Raw genomic sequence first — 18,758 nt, forward strand, 5'->3', positions numbered from 1 at the left:
CATCTGAAATCGGTTTTTTAGTGTTTCTTTAGTTTGTGGAGAATTGTTCTCTCAGTTGCTTTTTGTTAATTTTACCGACAGGTGTTTTGGGTAATTTATCCATAAATCGGATTTGATCAGGAATTTTGTATTCAGCTAGCCCTTTGGCATGCAGAAAACGTTTGAGTATGATTGGTTTAAGTGCTTTTTCTGGATTTAAAACAATAATCGCACAGCTGCGTTCTCCTAGAAATTCGTCTTGAACGGCAATTAGTGCCACATCATGTACATCTGGATGCTGTAATAATAGATTTTCGACTTCTTCTGCTGCAATCTTTTCTCCACCACGGTTGATCTGATCTTTATCGCGTCCAGTGACAATGATATTACCCTCTGGAGTCAGCTTGACTAAATCGCCAGTAGAATAGAACCCTTGATGATTGAAAGCGCGTTGGTTATGTTCTTTTGCTCGGTAGTAACCGCGAATGGTATATGGACCTCGGGTCAGGAGTTGTCCTTCCTGACCAGGGGGGACCGGTTTACCGTCTTCATTGAGCACCAGTATTTCGTCATCGGGGGAAATAGGCCGCCCTTGCGTTGAAACAATAACGTCGATGGGGTCATCCAAACGCGTGTAATTGACGAGGCCTTCTGCCATACCGAATACTTGCTGTAATTGACAACCTAGTTTTTCTGGTAACTGTTGTGCTGCACTTTGACTGAATTTAGCACCACCGACTTGCACTAGCTTTAAACTAGAAATGTCCTCGTTAGCTGAAGGTGCATATTGCATCCATAGTAAGGCTAAAGGAGGAACGAGCGCTGATACCGTCACTTTGTGGCGTTCTATTAAGTCAAATGCGGCTTTAGGCGATGAATCTTGACTGAGTATCACGCAGCCGCCGGAAAAAAATACCCCTAATGAGCCAGGCGAGCTCAGTGGGAAATTATGCGCAACAGGTAGTACGCATAAGTATTTGGTACTTGGGTTAAACTGACAAATCTCGATGCTGCCTATCACACTATAGACATAGTCATTATGGGTTCTCGGTATCAATTTTGGTGTGCCAGTTGTTCCGCCAGACAACTGATAAAAAGCGACATCTTCTGCTTTACTGTTTTGTTGGTAACAAGCATCCAAGTAAAGAGTATCGAGCGATTGAATATCGCTACAAGTGCTTTTACCTGATGTAATAGCGAATTTTAGTGATGGACAAGTTTCAAGCAATAATAGGGCTTGTTTTTGTGTATCAACATTTGCGATTTGATCAGAAAAAATATAAGCCTTTGCTTCAGCGTGCTGGCAGAAATAGCTCAACTCGTTATGACGATGTGCAGGTAATGCAAGAATGGGCTTGATCCCTTTCATGGTGAGAGCAAAAAAACAGAAGAAAAATTCAGCTTCATTGATCATCTGTAATACAACGTTATCACCAGCACTGAGGCCCAGAGCAGAAAAGCCTTTTGAGAGTTGGGCAATATTATTTTGAAGCTGTTGATAAGTATATTGCTGATCCTGACATACTAAGGCGATAGCGTCCGGTGATTGGACCGTCGTTACCGATAAGCAATCAAATAGTGTACGATCTTGCCAGTATCCTTGTTTACGGTAGTACTGCTCATAGTCCGTAGGCCAAGGTGTAAAGTCTAATGGTGTTGAAGTCGAAGAAATCATAGAACGCCCTTATGCCGTAAGTAATTCGTCAATCTTTATCCCTGCAGCTTTTAAAATGGTACTCATTTTTGCGCCTGTTTCTTCAAGTTCACTTTGTGGCGATGATTCATGGACGATTCCAGCACCAGCAAAAATGCACATTTCTCGTTGGCTAACTTCAGCACAACGAATGGTCACAACCCACTCACCATTGCCTCGCGCGTCACACCAGCCAATCATCCCGCTGAAATAACCACGTTCAAACTTTTCAATCTGTTTAATCGCTTGATAAGCCGAGTGCCTTGGGAAGCCACATACCGCTGGTGTCGGATGAAGTTCTGCCGCAATTTGAAGTGAGTTTATTTCTGGATCAATGGCTTGACCTTCTAATCTCGTTGAGAGATGGAGCATCGTTTCCGTTTCGATCACAGATGGCACCATGGGGGTAAAGAGATTACGGCAGTAGCCGCTGAGTACTTTTTCAACTTCTTCCACGACAAAGCTATGTTCATTTAAGTCTTTCTGAGTGTCGAGTAAAGAAGTGTGAGATATCTGGTTATCGGATTCATTGATTGACTTTGGACGTGAGCCTGCGAGCGGATTGGAAACCACATGCCCACCTTTTTTCGCTAATAGCAATTCTGGGCTTGCCCCCATCAGCTTAGTTTCTCTTCCAATATCGACAGCAAAAGTATAACCGAGAGAATTAATGGCAAGTAAGTTTCGTAGTAATGCGGTTTGATCAATGATTTGATCGGTGGCTATTCGCACTGATCGAGACAGTACGACTTTAGAAAGATCGGTAGTATTAAACAGGTTTAACAAGGTTGAGACCCCCTGTTTATAGTCATTGCCTGTAGGGGGAGAAATGACCGTCGCCTTGTTTGCGCCAACCTTATCATTTTTACGTTCTCGTGCACTACTGGAGACATACAGTTTTTCAGGGATAAAAAACTTAGTTGGAGTCTTTTCATCAAACGGTACGATAGCAAACAATACAGGATTATCATTCTCTGATTTTTTCACCTGTCCGAGCATTTGGTTAGCACGAACAGCTAGCTCAGAAAATGGAATAGCTTGATCGAGTTGTTGCTCAATACCTACACCCAGCATTGAGTTATGTGGCGATGCAAAGAAAAAAGGGGCAGTTTCTAGTTCTTGGCTCAACAGTTCTTCAGCCATTCTGGAGAATCCGACAACTTCGCGTTTCATAATGACCTCATTCACAAAGGTGGCAAATATTTGCTATTTGTTTCATACGCAATACGTTGTAAGATTATACATGATAACGATTATCAGTTTCAAATGATAATCGATCTTGTTTGGTGGCAGTTAATATAAAAGAGGAGATATTAGGTTGAATCAGAATAATCAAACAGTATTGCTAACAGGCTCAAGCCAAGGTATTGGGTATGCGGTATTGGAACGACTGCTCATCGAAGGATATAGAGTGGTTGCAACCGATCGATGCATTGACAAGCTTGATGAACATTTGGCCTCTTTGCAACGACAGTATGCTGAGAGGCTCGATTGTTATGCGATTGATTTACTTGATAGTCAATTAGATCAGAAAGTCGCGCAGCTTTGTCGTCAGTATCGTTTTGATCATTTAATTAGCTGTGCGGGAATCTTAAGCATCGGGAGTGTTTCTTCAATGCCTATTGAAGAAATTAGGAAAATGTTTGAAGTTAATACTTTTGCTGCCATGAGCATTATTCAGAATGTAGCCAAGGGAATGAAACAACGGAAGTCGGGAAATATTGTGGTTATTGGTTCAAATTCCGCTAATACGCCAAGGATGAATATTGGTGGATATGCAGCATCAAAATCTGCCTTGCATCTGTTAGTCAAGTGCTGTGCATTAGAGTTGGCAGAATTCGGTATTCGCTGCAATATAGTCAGCCCGGGCTCAACGAGAACAGAGATGCAGACACAGCTTTGGAATGAAAGTTACGGTGAGCAACAAGTGATTGAAGGAAATCTTGCTCAATATCGTCTAGGTATTCCATTGGGAAGGATGGCTGAACCTGCTGATATAGCGAATACGGTGCTTTTCCTCATGTCAGACTCTGCGCGTCAAATTACTATGCATGACTTACGAGTAGATGGCGGCGCAACGCTCGATAATTAATTATTCGATAATGTTAGAAAATTAAAATAAAACAGGCTCTTAGAGCCTGTTTTATTAAGCGATTTCTGACTGAAGACAGTGTACTTTACGATAATACTCTACTGCCTGAGCAAGTGTGTCTAGGAAAACAGTGCTGTCTTCCCAATCTAGGCATTCATCGGTTATCGATTTACCATAAATGAGAGTCTGATCAAGTCTTTGATTTCCACCTTTTAAGAAGCTTTCACACATTACCCCTGCTATATTTTGTTCTCCATCCATGAGCTGGGCAGCGATGTCTTTCACCACTTTCAATTGATTTTTAGCAATTTTACTGCTGTTCCCGTGGCTGCAGTCAACAATCAGTCTAGGGCTAAGATTGTTGGACTCTAAGTGTTCAGCTGTATTTTTTATATGTTCGCTTGAATAATTGGGAGTTAAGCCACCACGCAAAATAATGTGGCAATGTTTATTGCCTACTGTGTGTGCGGCCATTGGGGTGCCATCCGCTGAGGACACAATCAGTACATGATTATCTTGTGCTGCATGAATCGCATCAATAGAGATTGCGGTATTGCCATCGGTCCCATTTTTGAATCCGATTGGGCAATCTAATCCAGAGGCGAGTTGACGGTGTGGTTGTGATTCTGTTGTCCTTGCTCCAATTGCTCCCCAGCAGATCAAATCAGCGATGTAAGGTGCGATATTGGTGTCAAGAAACTCTGTAGCCGTTGGGATCCCAAGTTCAAGTATCGATTTCAGCAGCTTTCTGCTGCGATACAGGCCTTGAACTAAATCAAATTGGCCGTTCAAGTTAGGATCAACGATGTATCCTTTCCATCCTCTGCGGGTTCGTGGTTTTTCAAAATAAGTTCTCATCACGATTTTTAAGCTATCACGATATTTTTCTTGAATTTTGGCGAGCCGCAGCGCGTATTCTAGGGCTGCTTTAGGATCATGGATCGAGCATGGACCAATAATGACTAAGAGACGAGAATCCTCCCCACAGATAATACGCTTAATTTCCTCTCTTTGTTTTTTAACAAAGCGATACAGTCGTTCATCCACGGAAGTATTGGTTAACGATACGCCAATATCGGGCAAAGGGGAGAAGGTTGAAGCATTGATGACGTCGGTTATAGAGTGCATGGGCGTTTCCAAATCGAGCTAATCTGTGGTTTTCTATTAAACCTACATTTGTTAATGATAATTATTATCATTGAGTTTGAGGTATAGTGTGAGACTAATGGTAATTTGTCAATATTCAGAAGAGGTAGGAAAATGGGAAAATTCGTCCTAGTCTATATAACATATTGTTTTTCATTGTATTATAAGTATTAATACTAACCATTATCATTTTCTGGCTGAATAGAAATACTCATGTTTATTCCAAACTCGCCCAGTTTTTTAGAAATCAATTGGTTAACCGTGGATTATTCGTATCATTTCATCAATACCATGTTAATGGAGTATACCGAGTTACCTCACACCTTAAATCAAGCGGTATTGAAGCGAAAATGTGAGTTCTTGGCCGGTAGAGTGTGCGCACAACGTGGGCTGAATCAATTGATGGGCTCTCGCGTAGTGAGCATTAAAATCGGAGAACATCGGCAACCGATGTGGCCGACTGGGATAGTTGGGTCTATTTCCCATTGTTTGGGCTATGCCGTTTCAGCCGTTGGCTTTAAAAGCGACCAATGTATCTCAGTTGGAATCGATATTGAAAAAGTCATCACTACGCAATTTGCCAAAGAAATTACCAATCAGGTGTTGTCAGAGGGAGAGATGGTTTTTGCAGAACAGTTTGACGAATTTCAATCCTTCTTAACCCTTGTTTTTTCCGCGAAAGAGTCGATTTATAAAGCAATTTTTCCTTTTGTAAAACAAGTTTTAGATTTTGACTGTGTACAGTTGATTGCTGTGGATCAAAAACAACAGACATTACAATTTCAGTTTTCTCCTTTTTTACTTGAGGTTCTCAATTCGAGAGTGACGGTCAACTACCATTTTTGTCAGGCAGATACAGTAGCGACTTGGTGTTTGCTTTCAAAAAATCATCTTCATTTTAGAACGATGAAGGACGCGGTTAGCTTGATTGATTGAAGTCGTCGTTGTCTGGGCTTCGTCGTTTATCTCAATCGCATTGTGTGTTCATATTTAGGCGATTGTTCCTTGATCAGTAACGATGGGTTCTATTTTGGCTGTCTAGTCAATACGATACAGAAGGCGAATAATCTGACGGAGAAGTATTGACTAACCCAGTATGGAGACCGTTGAAATGCCTTATAAAATAACTTCACTCGACCCTTTTGGGGTTATGGTTGAAGCGCAACACTCTTCTACCCATGTTGTTGAGCTTGATATATCGAGCTTACGCCATTTGTTTGAGCGTCATCAGCTCGTGCTCTTACGGGGCTTTACGGTTTTTGAACAGGCTGAAGATTTTGCTGACTATTGTGAGCAATGGGGAGAAGTGAGCATATGGCCGTTTGGCCGAGTACTTGAGCTGATTCAAAAAGAGCAGCCCGAAGATCATATTTTCGACAGCAGTTACATGCCGATGCATTGGGATGGCATGTATCGTCCGCAAGTACCAGAGTACCAGATTTTCCAATGTGTCGAAGCTCCCTTACCCGGTAATGGTGGACGGACAACGTTTTGTCATACCATGCTTGCCTTAGACAATGCTTCGGAGCAGGAGCGATCATTATGGCGGAAAGCGACGGGACACTATCAACGTAAAATGGAGTTTTATCACAGTAAAACGGTCTCTCCCATTGTGATGCCTCATCCATATAAAGGCTATGAAGTCATTCGTTATAACGAACCCCATGTGGTCGACAATGGTGATTTACTTAATCCACCAGATGTTACGTTATCGGGCATTTCAGATAGTGAAGCGATGGCGTGCCATCAAAGTTTACGCCGCGCTTTGTATGACCCACGCAACTTCTATGCACATGAGTGGCAGTCAGGGGACATTGTTATTACTGATAACTTCTCTTTATTACATGGCCGCGAGGCTTTCACATCACATACACCACGGCATATTCGTCGTGTGCAGGTTTTAAGCAATCCGCCTTACCATAACCCTAGTTTGGAGTCGTACGAATGTCCGCAAGAGTAGTTGATATTGTTATTATTGGTGCAGGTCCAGTTGGTTTAATGAGCGCTTACTTAGCGCAGCGATGTGGATTGAGTACGGTTATCATTGATAAATCTTCAGAGCCATTACAGGTTGGTCGTGCTGATGCGCTTAATGCGAGAACGTTACAATTATTAGAAATTGTCGATCTGTTTGAGCCGCTGTATCCACTGGGTAAGCCTTGCAATACCAGTTCCGTATGGGCAGATGGACAATTTATTTCCCGCCAATCTTCATGGTGGGAAGCGTTGGAAGGCTGCTTGCATCCGCATTTTTTGATGCTTGGTCAGTCTTATCTTGAGCAGCTACTGGACGATAAACTCACGTCATTGAATGCCCCTGTATGGCGTCAAACATCGGTGAAGGATATTGTTATTCATCCAGAGAATTGCCTGACCGAGCTAACCAATGGCGAGATCATTGAGTCGCGTTTTGTGATTGGTGCCGATGGCGCTCAGTCGTTTGTTCGCCAGCGGTTCACTATTCCCTTCCAGATAGTGCGTCCGGAAATTATTTGGGCTGTGATTGACGGCGTTATTGACAGTGACTTCCCCAAAGTCCCGGAAATTATCGTCTTTCAAGCAGAGACTTCGGATGTCGCGTGGATTCCTCGTGAAGGTGACATCGACCGTTTTTATGTCCGAATGGATACGCATGACTTTACCGTAGAGCAAGTGATTGAAAAAATTAATCGTGCCATGGCACCACATCAATTAAGGTTTAAAAAGAGAGTGTGGTTCTCTCAATTTGCGGTTAAAGAGTCCGTTGCTGAGCGTTATGACATAGAAAATCGCCTCTTTTTAGCCGGAGATGCTTGTCATGTTCATTCTGTCAATGGCGGGCAAGGTTTGAATACCGGATTAGCCGATGCGTTTAATTTGATCTGGAAACTGAACATGGTCCTAAAAGGTCATACGAATGAGTCACTGCTAACCAGCTATCAAGAGGAGCGTCAACCCGTTGCCCAGAGTGTAATTGCCAGCTCGGGTGAGTTAGTGCGCTCGACCAAGTTTTCTGCAACGAATACTCATGCGCAAGATTACGTGAAAATAGTCGAGAAGCGTTCGGGCAATATTACCGGAATGGGCATTCGTTATGGTGAACAAGGATTAGTCGGTACGCGGATATTTGATTTTGTATTCAATACGCCAACGCAAAAAACTCGGCTTTATTCATTGCTGGATTATTGTCAATGGACATTATTGATCGCAAGTGATACCGATTATGAGTTGAATCTGCCAGAGTTTATTAAGGTGATTCGAATTGGCTCGCGGGCAGAATATGCTCCTTATTGGACCAGTCAAAATCCATACACTGACCAAGCGTTATTAATACGTCCAGATAGCTACATCCATTCAATCAATGATTTGCTTGATTTGAATGCGTGGTTAGCAACCAGTATCGAGGTAATATCGAATGGTTTATCAGTGCAACCTGAGCTTTAAGCGGTGAGGACGATGATCGTCCTCACCAACAGACAGTTGATGGTGGCGCAAATGATTTGCTGATTTCTTTGCCACTCATCGACTATCTAAAACGCCAGTGATGTTACCGACGACTCATTTTATGAGGCAAAATAGTCGGGTTGTTTATTCTCCATCATACTTTGAGTGATGCTATCAAATAATCAATAAAGCACCGTACACGAGGCGGAATATTTTTTCGACTTGGGTAGAGAATATTCATCGTTGTGCTGACTTGGTAAAAATCGGGAAATAACCGAATGAGTGATGGACCGGGGATTTTATCAATTAAAAAATGAGCGATAGGGCCAATCCCTAATCCATTTTGAATCATGGCCATAACACCTAACGGCGCATTACTGGTGTGTTTAGGTTGTAATTTTATTTGCTGCTCCTGCCCATTATGGTTAGTTAATGTAAGAATATTATTCGGTAAATTTAGCCGAGAGAGGTAAACCCAGTCGTGATCTTGTAAATCGTCTAGGCAAGTGATCGGCTTGGCGTTATTGAGATAATCTTGACTGGCGTAAATACCTAATTCAAAAGGAGCAATCACTCGGCCTACCATCGACGATGACGTCAACTCACCAATTCTAATCACTAAATCGAGGTTAGATTCGACCATATCTTGCAGACCATCATCTAAGCAAAGATCAAAATTGACGTGTGGATACTGTTGATAAAAGTCATTTAATAATGGATTGATCAGAAAGGTTCCGACGTCAATCGTCGTTCCAATACGAATTGTTCCTGATATCTCTGACGCTAAATGATTCACTGCTCCCAGTGCTTGATCAGCGATATTCAGTAAGCCACGGCTGTATTGATAAAAAGTGCTTCCCTCGGTGGTCAAACTAATTTTTCTGGTTGTTCGGTGAAGTAGCCGCACATTAAGTTTTTTTTCTAATAGCGTGACTTGTTCACTGACTTTGGATTTCCCCATGCCGAGTGACTCTCCTGCTAATGTGAAGGAACCACATTCGACCACTTTATTAAATATGGCAATACGTTTTAATTCATTAAGCATTACTGTTCCCTTATTGGTAACTTTGGGTTCTATTTTTGTCATCTAGTCAAACTGCGTTGTCATCTAAATAATGACACAGTCGATTAGAGAGAATTTGAATGCTTTGGTTTCGATTTAATAATAATTAAATTCTTAAACCCCATTTTCATGGGAGCGGTTCCATTCTATGGGTTGACAATAACCTAAATTGTCATCGTTTATTCAGTATTATGAAAATAATTAAGGGCTGGTTATGCTTGATGTTTACCGAGAAACAGAGATAGATAAAATTACGTTTATTTTACTTGACCAAATTATTGCGCAATGTGATGCATCGTATCAAGGGATTGCCACACTAAAACAGCAACTGCGTGATTCGATAAGAGAACAGAAAAAAATCAAATTACTATTACCTGCATTCCCATGTAAAACCAATAATTTAGATAAAGTGATCAGCCATGAGCCAGATATAGGTGAATATCTAGTGTTAAGACGCTTTTTACAGTGTCTTCGTGATATTGAAGCGGTTTATTCTCCAGGGGTCGTCTTATATATTTTTTCAGACTACCATACATTCTCAGATTATATCGCCGTTGATTTGTCTCATCATTATGCGTATTCTGATGGACTAAAAGAAATGCTTGTCAATATGCATGCTGAAGATTTAATAAAAATAATTAATTTTGAAGATTTTAAAGAGTTTGATCATCTTTGTGATACCGAGTATTTTTCTGGATTACGTAATATGTTTTCAGAGCCAGGCTATGCGGAAAATTTCACTGAGTTAAAACTTAGGAATAATAAAATGAATCAAACCTATCTAGGTTTGAAAAAATTCATGAATCAAGATCAAAAATATGTATTGTCAACGCTTTCTTACAAAGAGCGTCGTCGTCGTTTAGCTGAAATTGCTAAAGGAATGATGATACAAGGGAAAGCTCTAGATAACTTTCTAAAACAAAAGTTTTCCGATTCGATTCGTTTGAGTATTCATGAACATCCAATGAATGGAAAAAAGTATTCATTATATTTATTTACAGAGCGACAATTTAAAACACCTTGGCATAGCACAGTACTTTTTGATGCAAGCCAAGGTAAAGTGATGATTGACACTAAAGAAAACCATCTCGAGCGTACAGGCATTATTTTACCTATTTTCTATAAGGATAAAACATGGTGTTATTTACAATTAACTTGCGTTGATCAATCAATGAGTCACGTTGTCAGCCAACTTCGAGCAGAGTTACATCATGAAAAAGCAGGTTTACGTTTAATCAGTCCTACACCTTCTTTATCTGCGTCTGTCTTGAACATTAATGAATTGAGCCAACTAGTTAAAGAGTTTGGTTCGGTGTTATTGCATGGTTTTGCGCCTTTTCATCATCCAGATGATTTTTCGACTTGGTATCTGCAACATCGTTCTGCTGTCATTTTGGATAATGATCGCGTTGTTGAAAAATTGTCCGGTGATGCGCTACAGCAATCTATTGGTTGGCAATTCGCTACTTTATCTGATGCGATGGCTAATGGAACTTATCGATACGATTACGAAGATATTACTCCTCATGAATATGCTCTGTATTGCGCTTATTCAGAAACGCCTATCCATGTGACTACGATAGATGCTGGATTAGCGCCGTTAACCTTACGTGGTCAAGAACGTGAGCAACTAAGAAAGAGCATGTTATATCCAATAAAGCATCACCAAGACTACGCTGAGCAGGAATTACCGCCATTGATTCGTTATTGCCAAGTATCTCGGCAAGATATTTTGCGCTGGCAGGGTCACTCACGTGGTCAACATTCAACAATACGCTTACCGCAAGTGGATGGGCGATCAAGTGGAGAGCCGATTGAACAGCGTATTGACCATTTATGCACAGAGCCGTCTCTTTGCTTTGAAAATACTTTGGTGGCAGGAGGGGATATTCTTTTCGTAAATAACTTAACGACACTGCAAGCGAGCCATTCGTTATCACCGAGCAATCAATGTTGGCGTATTCAATTGCAGCCACCATCGATCAACTCACCATGGCAGCCACACAACCGTATGATGCAAAAGGCCGTCAGTGAAGTAGTGTGAAGATAAATTGATGTATGGATAAAAGGCACAGCAGCTTATCACACTGGGTGCCTTTTCTGATTTGTTTTACCCGTGATATAGAAGAGGCAGGTATTTATCTCTTGGGTGTAGATGATACCTATGGTCTCGAACCGGTGAACGGTATTTAACTAACAGCCTGGCCAAGAGCAATAAAAAATGGCACGTTAAATAGGACATTAAAAGGAAAAGTAATGCCTAATGCCGCGGTGATCGACATCCCTGCATTGGCTTCGGGCAAACTCTCTTTCATCGCGGCCGGGACAGCGATATACGATGCGCTGGCTCCAAGTACCGCCATCAGCGTGATGCCGCCCGCGCTAAACCCAAGCAGCATGCCGAGCCCTGTGCCCGCTAACCCGCCAATCATCGGCATCAAAATGGCAAAGCTGATTAAAAACAGGCTGTTATCTCTAAGCGTTGCTAATTGCTGACCGGCAATTAAGCCCATTTTCAGAAGAAATAACGCTAAAATAGCCGAGAAAAGGTCAATAAACAGTGGCGAAAGCTTGTGTACCGTGTCTCCCCCTACATAACCAATCACTAAACTGCCGATCATCAATAGCAGGCTTGGATTGGCGAGGAGTTCTTTTTTAAGAAAGTGACGATTAATCAGCGATATACTGCCTTTGGCGAGTATTAAACCAACGATGATCGCTGGCATCTCCAATAACACGACAAACAGAGGGAAATAAGCTTCATACGGGATCTGCTTGGCTTCGAGTAGAGCAACCGCGACGGCATAAGTAGCGACACTGACCGAGCCATAGTGAGCGGCAATGGCACCGGCATTAATCTTATCTAACTGACCAAAATATCTCAGCAGTGGGTAAGCAATCAGAGGCAGCAACAAACCGAATGCCACCACAATCAAAGCCATCACGACTAAGCTGGCCGCGATATGCGCTTGTAAAGCAATACCGCCTTTAAGGCCTATCGCAATCATCAGTATCAGACTGAGGGTTTTATACAGGTTATCTGGGAAAGGAATTTTTGCGCCCAGTAGCTGGCAGACAATACCTAGGATAAAAAAAGCAATTACCGCATCAAGCACCATGTTTAGTGCTCTCCTTACTTGTTAAGCTGATGGTGTGCACTTTTGTTTTGCCAGAACGATTAAACGCGGTTTTAACCCCTTGTAATGCCGTATAACTTGCCAGCAAAGTAGCACAAACAAGAAAACTAAACGCGTCATGCCCGATGGACAAACCCAAATAGTAGAAGGTTACTAGCATCATCACTGTGGTCATTGGCAGTGCCATTGTACGAAATCTCATCACACTCTCCTGCAAATTTTTCAGCATGTTAGGCGGTTTTAATAATAGATAAAAATAGATAATCACTAACTTTTATATAGATAATAATCTATATTATCTCAGTGAATTTGCTTGGAGGTGAGCAGTGGCATCGAGATTACACGCCCATATTGGCACGTTTCGCCAGCTAGAGATCTTATTAGCGGTTTATCATGGCGGAAGTATTACGGCTGCGGCTGACAGCTTGTTTTTAACTCAACCTACGGTTTCTATGCAGTTAAAAAAGCTTGCTGAGGCGATAGGCTTGCCGCTTTATCAACAAGTTGGTAGAACACTTCGTTTTACCGATGCTGGATTAGCCACGGTAGAAACGGCGAAAAAAGTACTGCACAGCTGTGAAGAATTGGACATGCGTCTGTCGCGTTTAAAAGGCCTTGAGTCGGGAACGCTCAAATTAGCGGTGGTAACCACGGCAAAGTATTTTATTCCTCATTTACTTGGCCCTTTTTGTCAGCGCTACCCCGGCATCGATATTCAGTTGACGATCGCCAACCGGCAGCAAGTGATGGAGCGCTGTGAGAATGGTGCCGATGATTTTTATGTGTTTAGTCATTTACCCGAAGGGTTAGAGCTGGACGTGATTGAATTTATGGCCAATGATTTGGTGGCGATTGCCGCGGCGAGCCACCCTTTCACACAGCAAGAGAGGGTATCATTAGCCGAGTTTTGTCAGGAAGATTTTTTGATCCGCGAAGTGGGTTCGGGAACCCGCTATGCAACGGAAGCTTTCTTTAAGAAACAACCTTATCAGCCTAATATTAAAATGACGATTGCCAGTAATGAGGCGATTATTCATTCGGTATTGGCTCGCTTGGGTGTGTCTATTTTATCTGCTCATACCTTGGCGTTTGGTAATATATACGGTGTTCAAGTGATTAATGTTGAGTCGTTACCGATCAAAACCAGATGGTCATTCTCGTGGACTCGGCAGCGCGTTTTATCGCCGATAGCCGAGGTTTTTCTCAATTATGTACAAACAGAAGGGCGTGAAATCATTCAGCAAACGGTGCAATTGTCATAGCGAGTCAGTTGCTTATGCAAAGCGCCAAGCCTGTATTGGCAGTCATGATGATTAATAGGGAATATAAATATGAAAAAGTGGTTATTACTGATCACGATTGCGATATTGGGCGTGGCATTTTTTGCACTCGATCTCAATCAGTTGCTGACTTTAGACGGCGTTCAGCGTCATTTAGCCCAGTTTGAACAATGGCGTAGTGATGCGCCTTTGCTGGTGATGGCGCTGTTTTTTACTGTCTATGTCCTTGTTACGGCATTATCTCTACCAGGGGCGGCGGTGATGACCCTCGCCGCTGGGGCGTTATTTGGTTTATGGTGGGGAACACTGATCGTTTCTTTTGCCAGCACTATCGGTGCTACCTGCGCTTTTTTAGTTGCGCGCTATTTATTGAAAGAAACGGTGCAACGGCGTTTTGGTGAGCGCTTACAAGCGCTCAATCATGGGGTAGAAAAAGACGGGGCCTTTTATTTATTTACCCTACGACTGGTGCCTCTATTTCCCTTTTTTCTGATCAATATTTTAATGGGCTTAACTACGCTTCGCGCGGTGACCTTTTACTGGGTCAGTCAAGTGGGCATGTTGGCCGGAACTCTGGTTTACGTTAACGCTGGGACTCAACTCGCCCAACTAGACAGCCTTAGGGGGATTTTGTCGCCAGCGATTTTATTCTCGTTCGCGTTACTAGGGATATTCCCTTTGCTGGCGAAAAAAGTGGTCGAGAAAATCAATCAACGCCGGCGAGTCAGTGAATAGTGTTTATCGTTACCCTGAAAGTGTATCGGATATTAAGTTAACGACGGCTTTGGCGACTGCGTGCCGCTCTTTCTTTATGAGCGGAAGCGGCTTTAGCTTGTGATTTCAAAATCGAGTCTACGGTTAATTCCATCGGCTCTTTGGGCTGTAAGCCATGAGGGAAGGTGCGTGCGCGTGGTGGAATATTAAACTCTTCACTGGAAGCGCGAGGCATACGTTTAAAACGATACAGATAAAAGTTTTCTAGCTTTTCTCGTGCCCAATCGGTTTTATTTAAATATTTGACACTACTGGCAATTGACGGATTGGTATGGAAGCAGTTAAAGCGCATCGCCGTATCTAAAATATCCCAGCCATAAAAATCCACCAGCTCTTGCAGTAAGGTTTCTAACTTAAGGCCGTGTAATGGGTTGTTCTTTTGTAGTTCGATTCTTTCTTGATCAGTCATGATAACCGGCTCCTAAGGGTAAACGGTAGATAGGGTAGGTATAGCAGGATTTGGCAGATATTGGTGATGTACTTGTTCATCCTTGCAGAGGGGGCGGATTCTAGCAGAGTTGATCGTACTTCCCTATGATTATCTCTATTCGGTTGACACTTATTCTTTACGACTTGAAGTTGCAGCGACGTCAGCTCAGCTCGTTTTAATATGCAGGCTGATCCAGAGTCGCTTATCTGCAACTCCAAGTCGTTTGGGTATCACATCATTTAGGAAGCGGATGGATGAGTGGTAAAATAGTGCAAACGTTCAATCAATAAATCGACAAATCCCTGCCGTTCAACATCAAATAATACGGTCGCATTGGCAGGCTGATTCGTTAGTTGATAACGATCAACCACGGTCATGCCTTGCGTATACTCACCTTGAGTTTCAATGCCGACCCAGCATGTTTGAGCTTTAAACAGTTCAGGGGCCAATAACCAAGCGATGGTGCATGGGTCATGCAACGGTGCGCCTGCTAGTCCCCATTTGGGGTCACGATGGTAAATCATAAAAAAGTCGAGCAATTCGGCCACGACACCAGCAATCGGGTTATCAATTTTCCGAATACGTTCGATATCCTCATCCATGATTTGCGCCCGATGGGTGACATCGAGTCCGCACATGGTGATCGGAATACCGGATTGAAAAACCACTTTCGCCGCTTCCGGGTCGACATAAATATTAAATTCTGCTGCCGGAGACCAGTTTCCGGTTTCAGCGCCGCCGCCCATTAGGACAATTTCTTGAATTTTCGGTATTAACTCACGATGTGTGGCCAGCAGTAGGGCAATATTCGTCAGTGGACCCGTTGGCACCAGAGTAACGGGTTGTTCACTTTGTCTAAGGATGTTAGCCATTAGCTCAACGGCGTGCTCCGTTTGAGGAGCAAAACTGGGGTCAGGTAAGGTTGGGCCATCCAGCCCCGTCTCACCATGAACATTATCAGCAATGATCAACTCGCGCATTAAGGGTTTTAGTGCTCCACCAGCCACTGGAATATCACTTCTACCCAGTAAGGTAAGAATACGTAAAGCATTATTTAAGGTTTTCTCAGGGGTTTGGTTACCGGCACTGGTGGTCACTGCTTTGATTGCTAACGATGGGGAAGCGCAAGCTAGAATTAACGCAATGGCATCATCATGGCCGGGGTCGCAATCTAAAATAATCGGACGTGTCATAAAAAGGGGTACTCCGTGTGTTTTTAGACTTCAGTGTATCGATTTTGCCAACCACAAAGTGTGATTGTATCGCTGAAACGAAGAAACCTAATGCAAACGAAAACCCTAAAGTGTGATGGTATATAAAATTAAGTTATTGAGGATTGCTCTTTAAGAAGCGTTGCAGCTCTTGTTCATCAACAATCGTTAGTCCAGTCGCGGTTTTTTCCACTAGCCCTTGAGCGATTAATTCGTTGACTGCTCGGCGATAGACTCTGCTTGAGGTACCAAATCGCTCGGCTTCTTGACTCGCTTTGCTAAAGTTCCCCAGCGCCATCGTTGAGCGTTGACGTAAAAGTAAGTCATAAGCAATGTTATAAGTCAGAGGATGGAGTAGGCGGTTAGTGTAGATCTCCATTGAATCACGGTAGTCTTCTGCCAACGCAGCGGCAAAATACACCATCATTTCGGGATGTCGTTCAAGGGCTTTCGCTAGCGAAGTGAGACAAATAATATCGACTTGTAGATGCTCATCGGCGGTGACCGTCCACTGACAGGGTGTTGCGGTAAAAAACTCCATCTCACCAAAAATATGATAGTCGCAGTTAGCCTCTCCTAATTGAAATCGTCGCCCGTTAGCGGCGAGAATGCTCATTGAAACGCGCCCGCCGGGAACTACGTAAATATGCTCTAGTGGTTCACCTTGCTTAAGAATATCGCTCCCAGCATCGATATAAGCGGTACTCATTTGGCACTGATAGATGAATGTCTTAAAGGCTTGCTTTTGTTCTACCAAGTAGGCGTGGAATCGACCGGATGAATAGGGGGTTATTTTCATAATATATCGACGAGAAATCAGGATGTTCAACGTTAGCTTGATTAGCTACAGGTGGCAAGTTTTGCTTTCTCTGATGTAAAAATCAATGAGCACTAAGAGATGAGATAAGCAGCGGTATGGTAGTCACCGCTGCTTAATGCGCTTGCAGGAAAAATTAAATGCAGTGGCTCAAGGCATCTAACGCTGCCGTTGCGGCAAGTGTTTCACCCGCCATCATCGCTTGATCAGCGTTAACGTATTGCGTGACGCCTTGCTGTACATCTTGCTGGTACAAAACGACATTATTGAGTACAGACGCAACTTGTAAGCCACGTAATCGCCCTACGGTGAGTAACGCAGATGTTTCCATATCTGCCCCCAAGACTCCTTTTTTATTCCAATAATGACACAGGTTTTGTTCTTCATCGGTATAAAAACTATCGTGTGAGCGAACCAATCCAAAATGGACCGCTGTGGGCTGCTGTGTTAAAAATGCGTGTAAGCGACTCAGAAGTGAAAAGCTGGAAAATGCAGGGTAAGTGTCTGCAATATAGGCTTTTGAGCCCCCTTCATCCCGTACCGCGGCTTCCGCGACAATCAGGTCACCCAGCTGAATGTTAGCCTGCATTGCACCCGCAGAACCAACGCGCACAATATGGCTGACACCGCACTGCTTTAACTCTTCTATCGCAATGATCAAAGAAGGTGCTCCAATACCAGTGCTGCATACGGTGATCTTTTGACCATTATAACGACCATTGAATAAGCGGTATTCACGATTTTCAGCAATCAGCTGAGGATTATCGAGTAGTGCTGCGATTCGATTGGCTCGATTGGGTTCCCCACAGACAATCACTCGATTGGCAACTTGGCCATGGGCAACATTGATGTGAGGCTGAATCATACCGAGGCCTCTTGAACTTGGTTTGCTGACGTCACGGTTTGGCTGTTACGTTGTGCAGTACGAACCCATTGCCGAGTTCCATTTGCGGCAATAAACATCAAAATAGCGTATTGCACAGACATTGCATAAACACCTTGAGTCGCATAAATACCGACGCTGATGATATTAATCACAATCCATAGCATCCAGTTTTCGACATATTTACGTGTCATTAAAATTTGCGCGACGATGGATAACACTGTCATGGCTGAATCCCAAAATGGAAAAGCATCGGGTTCTAACACAGGTTGTGCAAGTTCAGCTCCTAATCCATTCATGATTTCGACACTAATGTTTGCGAGAGCAAAAAAGAAAGGATCAATATAAACCGTCAGTAAGCCAATACTGACGATACTCATGCCCGCCGTGATCAGTAGCTTTTGTTTACTTAACCAACGAACTTGTAAAATATCACCTTCCGCGTTGGGTTTTGTCCATGCGTACCAACCGTAGACATTCGCGCAAAAAAAGAACAATTGAAGCAGCAACAAACCGTAGAGCTGAATTTGGAAAAAGATCACGGCAAATAGGGTGACGTTGAGCAAACCAAAAAGATAGTTGATGGTTTTTTCTTGGCTGGCAAACCAAATGCATAGCAAGCCAAATACGGTACCAAAAGCTTCGATCCAGCTCATGGCATAGCCAGAGCCAATCGGGATATTAACCAGTGTGTTATTAATATCGAGTAGAGCAAAAAGATCCATAGTCATTACCGTGGTGATTGATTGTATGCGCCTATCTTAAATGGTTCTTTGTGTTAATCGGGAGGACATATGTCCCCCTACGATTGAGAGCGATCATACATTTAA

18 protein-coding genes are annotated in these 18,758 nt (G+C 42.9%); 7 read left to right on the top strand and 11 right to left on the bottom strand.

Features of this window, described 5'->3' with window-relative positions; all coding sequences use genetic code 11:
- Positions 1 to 28: 28 nt before the first annotated feature.
- Together AACS00_RS08615 and AACS00_RS08620 are read right to left on the bottom strand one after the other, a co-directional pair.
- Complete coding sequence (locus tag AACS00_RS08615; RefSeq protein WP_110167119.1) at positions 29 to 1,654, bottom strand: (2,3-dihydroxybenzoyl)adenylate synthase; 1,626 nt, start codon at positions 1,652 to 1,654, stop codon at positions 29 to 31.
- 9 nt (positions 1,655 to 1,663) lie between these two features.
- Positions 1,664 to 2,845, bottom strand: coding sequence for an isochorismate synthase (locus tag AACS00_RS08620; protein ID WP_072670968.1), 1,182 nt, complete (start codon positions 2,843 to 2,845; stop codon positions 1,664 to 1,666).
- 145 nt (positions 2,846 to 2,990) lie between these two features.
- Between AACS00_RS08620 and AACS00_RS08625 the strand changes: the two genes are divergently transcribed.
- On the top strand, positions 2,991 to 3,764 hold the full coding sequence (locus AACS00_RS08625) for a 2,3-dihydro-2,3-dihydroxybenzoate dehydrogenase (protein ID WP_072670969.1): 774 nt from the start codon (positions 2,991 to 2,993) through the stop codon (positions 3,762 to 3,764).
- A 54-nt stretch (positions 3,765 to 3,818) separates the two neighbouring features.
- Here AACS00_RS08625 and AACS00_RS08630 read toward each other — a convergent pair whose 3' ends face one another.
- Positions 3,819 to 4,892: a 3-deoxy-7-phosphoheptulonate synthase gene (locus AACS00_RS08630; RefSeq protein WP_110167120.1), complete on the bottom strand. Its 1,074-nt coding sequence runs from the start codon at positions 4,890 to 4,892 to the stop codon at positions 3,819 to 3,821.
- Positions 4,893 to 5,123: 231 nt separating this feature from the next.
- On the opposite strand from AACS00_RS08630, the gene AACS00_RS08635 reads away from it, so the two are divergent.
- The 3 genes from AACS00_RS08635 (at position 5,124) to AACS00_RS08645 (ending at position 8,333) form a co-directional block, all read left to right on the top strand.
- Complete coding sequence (locus AACS00_RS08635) at positions 5,124 to 5,846, top strand: 4'-phosphopantetheinyl transferase family protein (protein ID WP_110167121.1); 723 nt, start codon at positions 5,124 to 5,126, stop codon at positions 5,844 to 5,846.
- A gap of 175 nt (positions 5,847 to 6,021) precedes the next feature.
- A complete protein-coding gene (locus AACS00_RS08640; protein WP_072670972.1) occupies positions 6,022 to 6,870 on the top strand; it encodes a TauD/TfdA dioxygenase family protein in 849 nt (282 codons plus the stop codon).
- Positions 6,855 to 8,333: an FAD-binding protein gene (locus AACS00_RS08645; RefSeq protein WP_110167123.1), complete on the top strand. Its 1,479-nt coding sequence runs from the start codon at positions 6,855 to 6,857 to the stop codon at positions 8,331 to 8,333. The genes AACS00_RS08640 and AACS00_RS08645 overlap by 16 nt, the downstream gene beginning before the upstream one ends.
- A gap of 154 nt (positions 8,334 to 8,487) precedes the next feature.
- Here the strand turns inward: AACS00_RS08645 and AACS00_RS08650 are convergent, their stop codons facing one another.
- Positions 8,488 to 9,378, bottom strand: coding sequence for a LysR family transcriptional regulator (locus tag AACS00_RS08650; RefSeq protein WP_072670974.1), 891 nt, complete (start codon positions 9,376 to 9,378; stop codon positions 8,488 to 8,490).
- 232 nt (positions 9,379 to 9,610) lie between these two features.
- Between AACS00_RS08650 and AACS00_RS08655 the strand changes: the two genes are divergently transcribed.
- Positions 9,611 to 11,440: an L-tyrosine/L-tryptophan isonitrile synthase family protein gene (locus AACS00_RS08655; protein ID WP_110167124.1), complete on the top strand. Its 1,830-nt coding sequence runs from the start codon at positions 9,611 to 9,613 to the stop codon at positions 11,438 to 11,440.
- Between the two features lie 145 nt (positions 11,441 to 11,585).
- Here AACS00_RS08655 and AACS00_RS08660 read toward each other — a convergent pair whose 3' ends face one another.
- Positions 11,586 to 12,515, bottom strand: a complete 930-nt coding sequence (locus AACS00_RS08660) for a sodium-dependent bicarbonate transport family permease (protein WP_110167125.1) — start codon at positions 12,513 to 12,515, stop codon at positions 11,586 to 11,588.
- Complete coding sequence (locus tag AACS00_RS08665) at positions 12,505 to 12,735, bottom strand: hypothetical protein (RefSeq protein ID WP_110167126.1); 231 nt, start codon at positions 12,733 to 12,735, stop codon at positions 12,505 to 12,507. The genes AACS00_RS08660 and AACS00_RS08665 overlap by 11 nt, the downstream gene beginning before the upstream one ends.
- A gap of 124 nt (positions 12,736 to 12,859) precedes the next feature.
- Here AACS00_RS08665 and AACS00_RS08670 point away from each other — a divergent pair, with 124 nt between their 5' ends.
- Both AACS00_RS08670 and AACS00_RS08675 read left to right on the top strand, forming a co-directional pair.
- On the top strand, positions 12,860 to 13,795 hold the full coding sequence (locus AACS00_RS08670) for a LysR family transcriptional regulator (RefSeq protein ID WP_110167127.1): 936 nt from the start codon (positions 12,860 to 12,862) through the stop codon (positions 13,793 to 13,795).
- A 69-nt stretch (positions 13,796 to 13,864) separates the two neighbouring features.
- Positions 13,865 to 14,548, top strand: a complete 684-nt coding sequence (locus AACS00_RS08675; protein ID WP_110167128.1) for a TVP38/TMEM64 family protein — start codon at positions 13,865 to 13,867, stop codon at positions 14,546 to 14,548.
- 37 nt (positions 14,549 to 14,585) lie between these two features.
- Here AACS00_RS08675 and AACS00_RS08680 read toward each other — a convergent pair whose 3' ends face one another.
- The 5 genes from AACS00_RS08680 to pnuC form a co-directional block, all read right to left on the bottom strand.
- Positions 14,586 to 14,996: a VF530 family protein gene (locus AACS00_RS08680; RefSeq protein WP_072670980.1), complete on the bottom strand. Its 411-nt coding sequence runs from the start codon at positions 14,994 to 14,996 to the stop codon at positions 14,586 to 14,588.
- Between the two features lie 260 nt (positions 14,997 to 15,256).
- A complete protein-coding gene (rihA, locus tag AACS00_RS08685; RefSeq protein ID WP_110167129.1) occupies positions 15,257 to 16,210 on the bottom strand; it encodes a pyrimidine-specific ribonucleoside hydrolase RihA in 954 nt (317 codons plus the stop codon).
- A 133-nt stretch (positions 16,211 to 16,343) separates the two neighbouring features.
- Positions 16,344 to 17,027, bottom strand: a complete 684-nt coding sequence (locus AACS00_RS08690) for a Crp/Fnr family transcriptional regulator (RefSeq protein ID WP_110167130.1) — start codon at positions 17,025 to 17,027, stop codon at positions 16,344 to 16,346.
- 154 nt (positions 17,028 to 17,181) lie between these two features.
- Positions 17,182 to 17,910, bottom strand: a complete 729-nt coding sequence (locus tag AACS00_RS08695; RefSeq protein WP_110167131.1) for a nucleoside phosphorylase — start codon at positions 17,908 to 17,910, stop codon at positions 17,182 to 17,184.
- Positions 17,907 to 18,653 (bottom strand): nicotinamide riboside transporter PnuC, encoded by a 747-nt coding sequence (gene pnuC / locus AACS00_RS08700; RefSeq protein ID WP_110167132.1) that lies wholly within the window; start codon positions 18,651 to 18,653, stop codon positions 17,907 to 17,909. Before pnuC ends, AACS00_RS08695 begins: the two co-directional genes overlap by 4 nt.
- Positions 18,654 to 18,758: the final 105 nt, after the last annotated feature.

This window comes from Vibrio sp. 11986-1-5 (assembly GCF_963878025.1).
Taxonomy (GTDB): domain Bacteria; phylum Pseudomonadota; class Gammaproteobacteria; order Enterobacterales; family Vibrionaceae; genus Vibrio; species Vibrio injensis.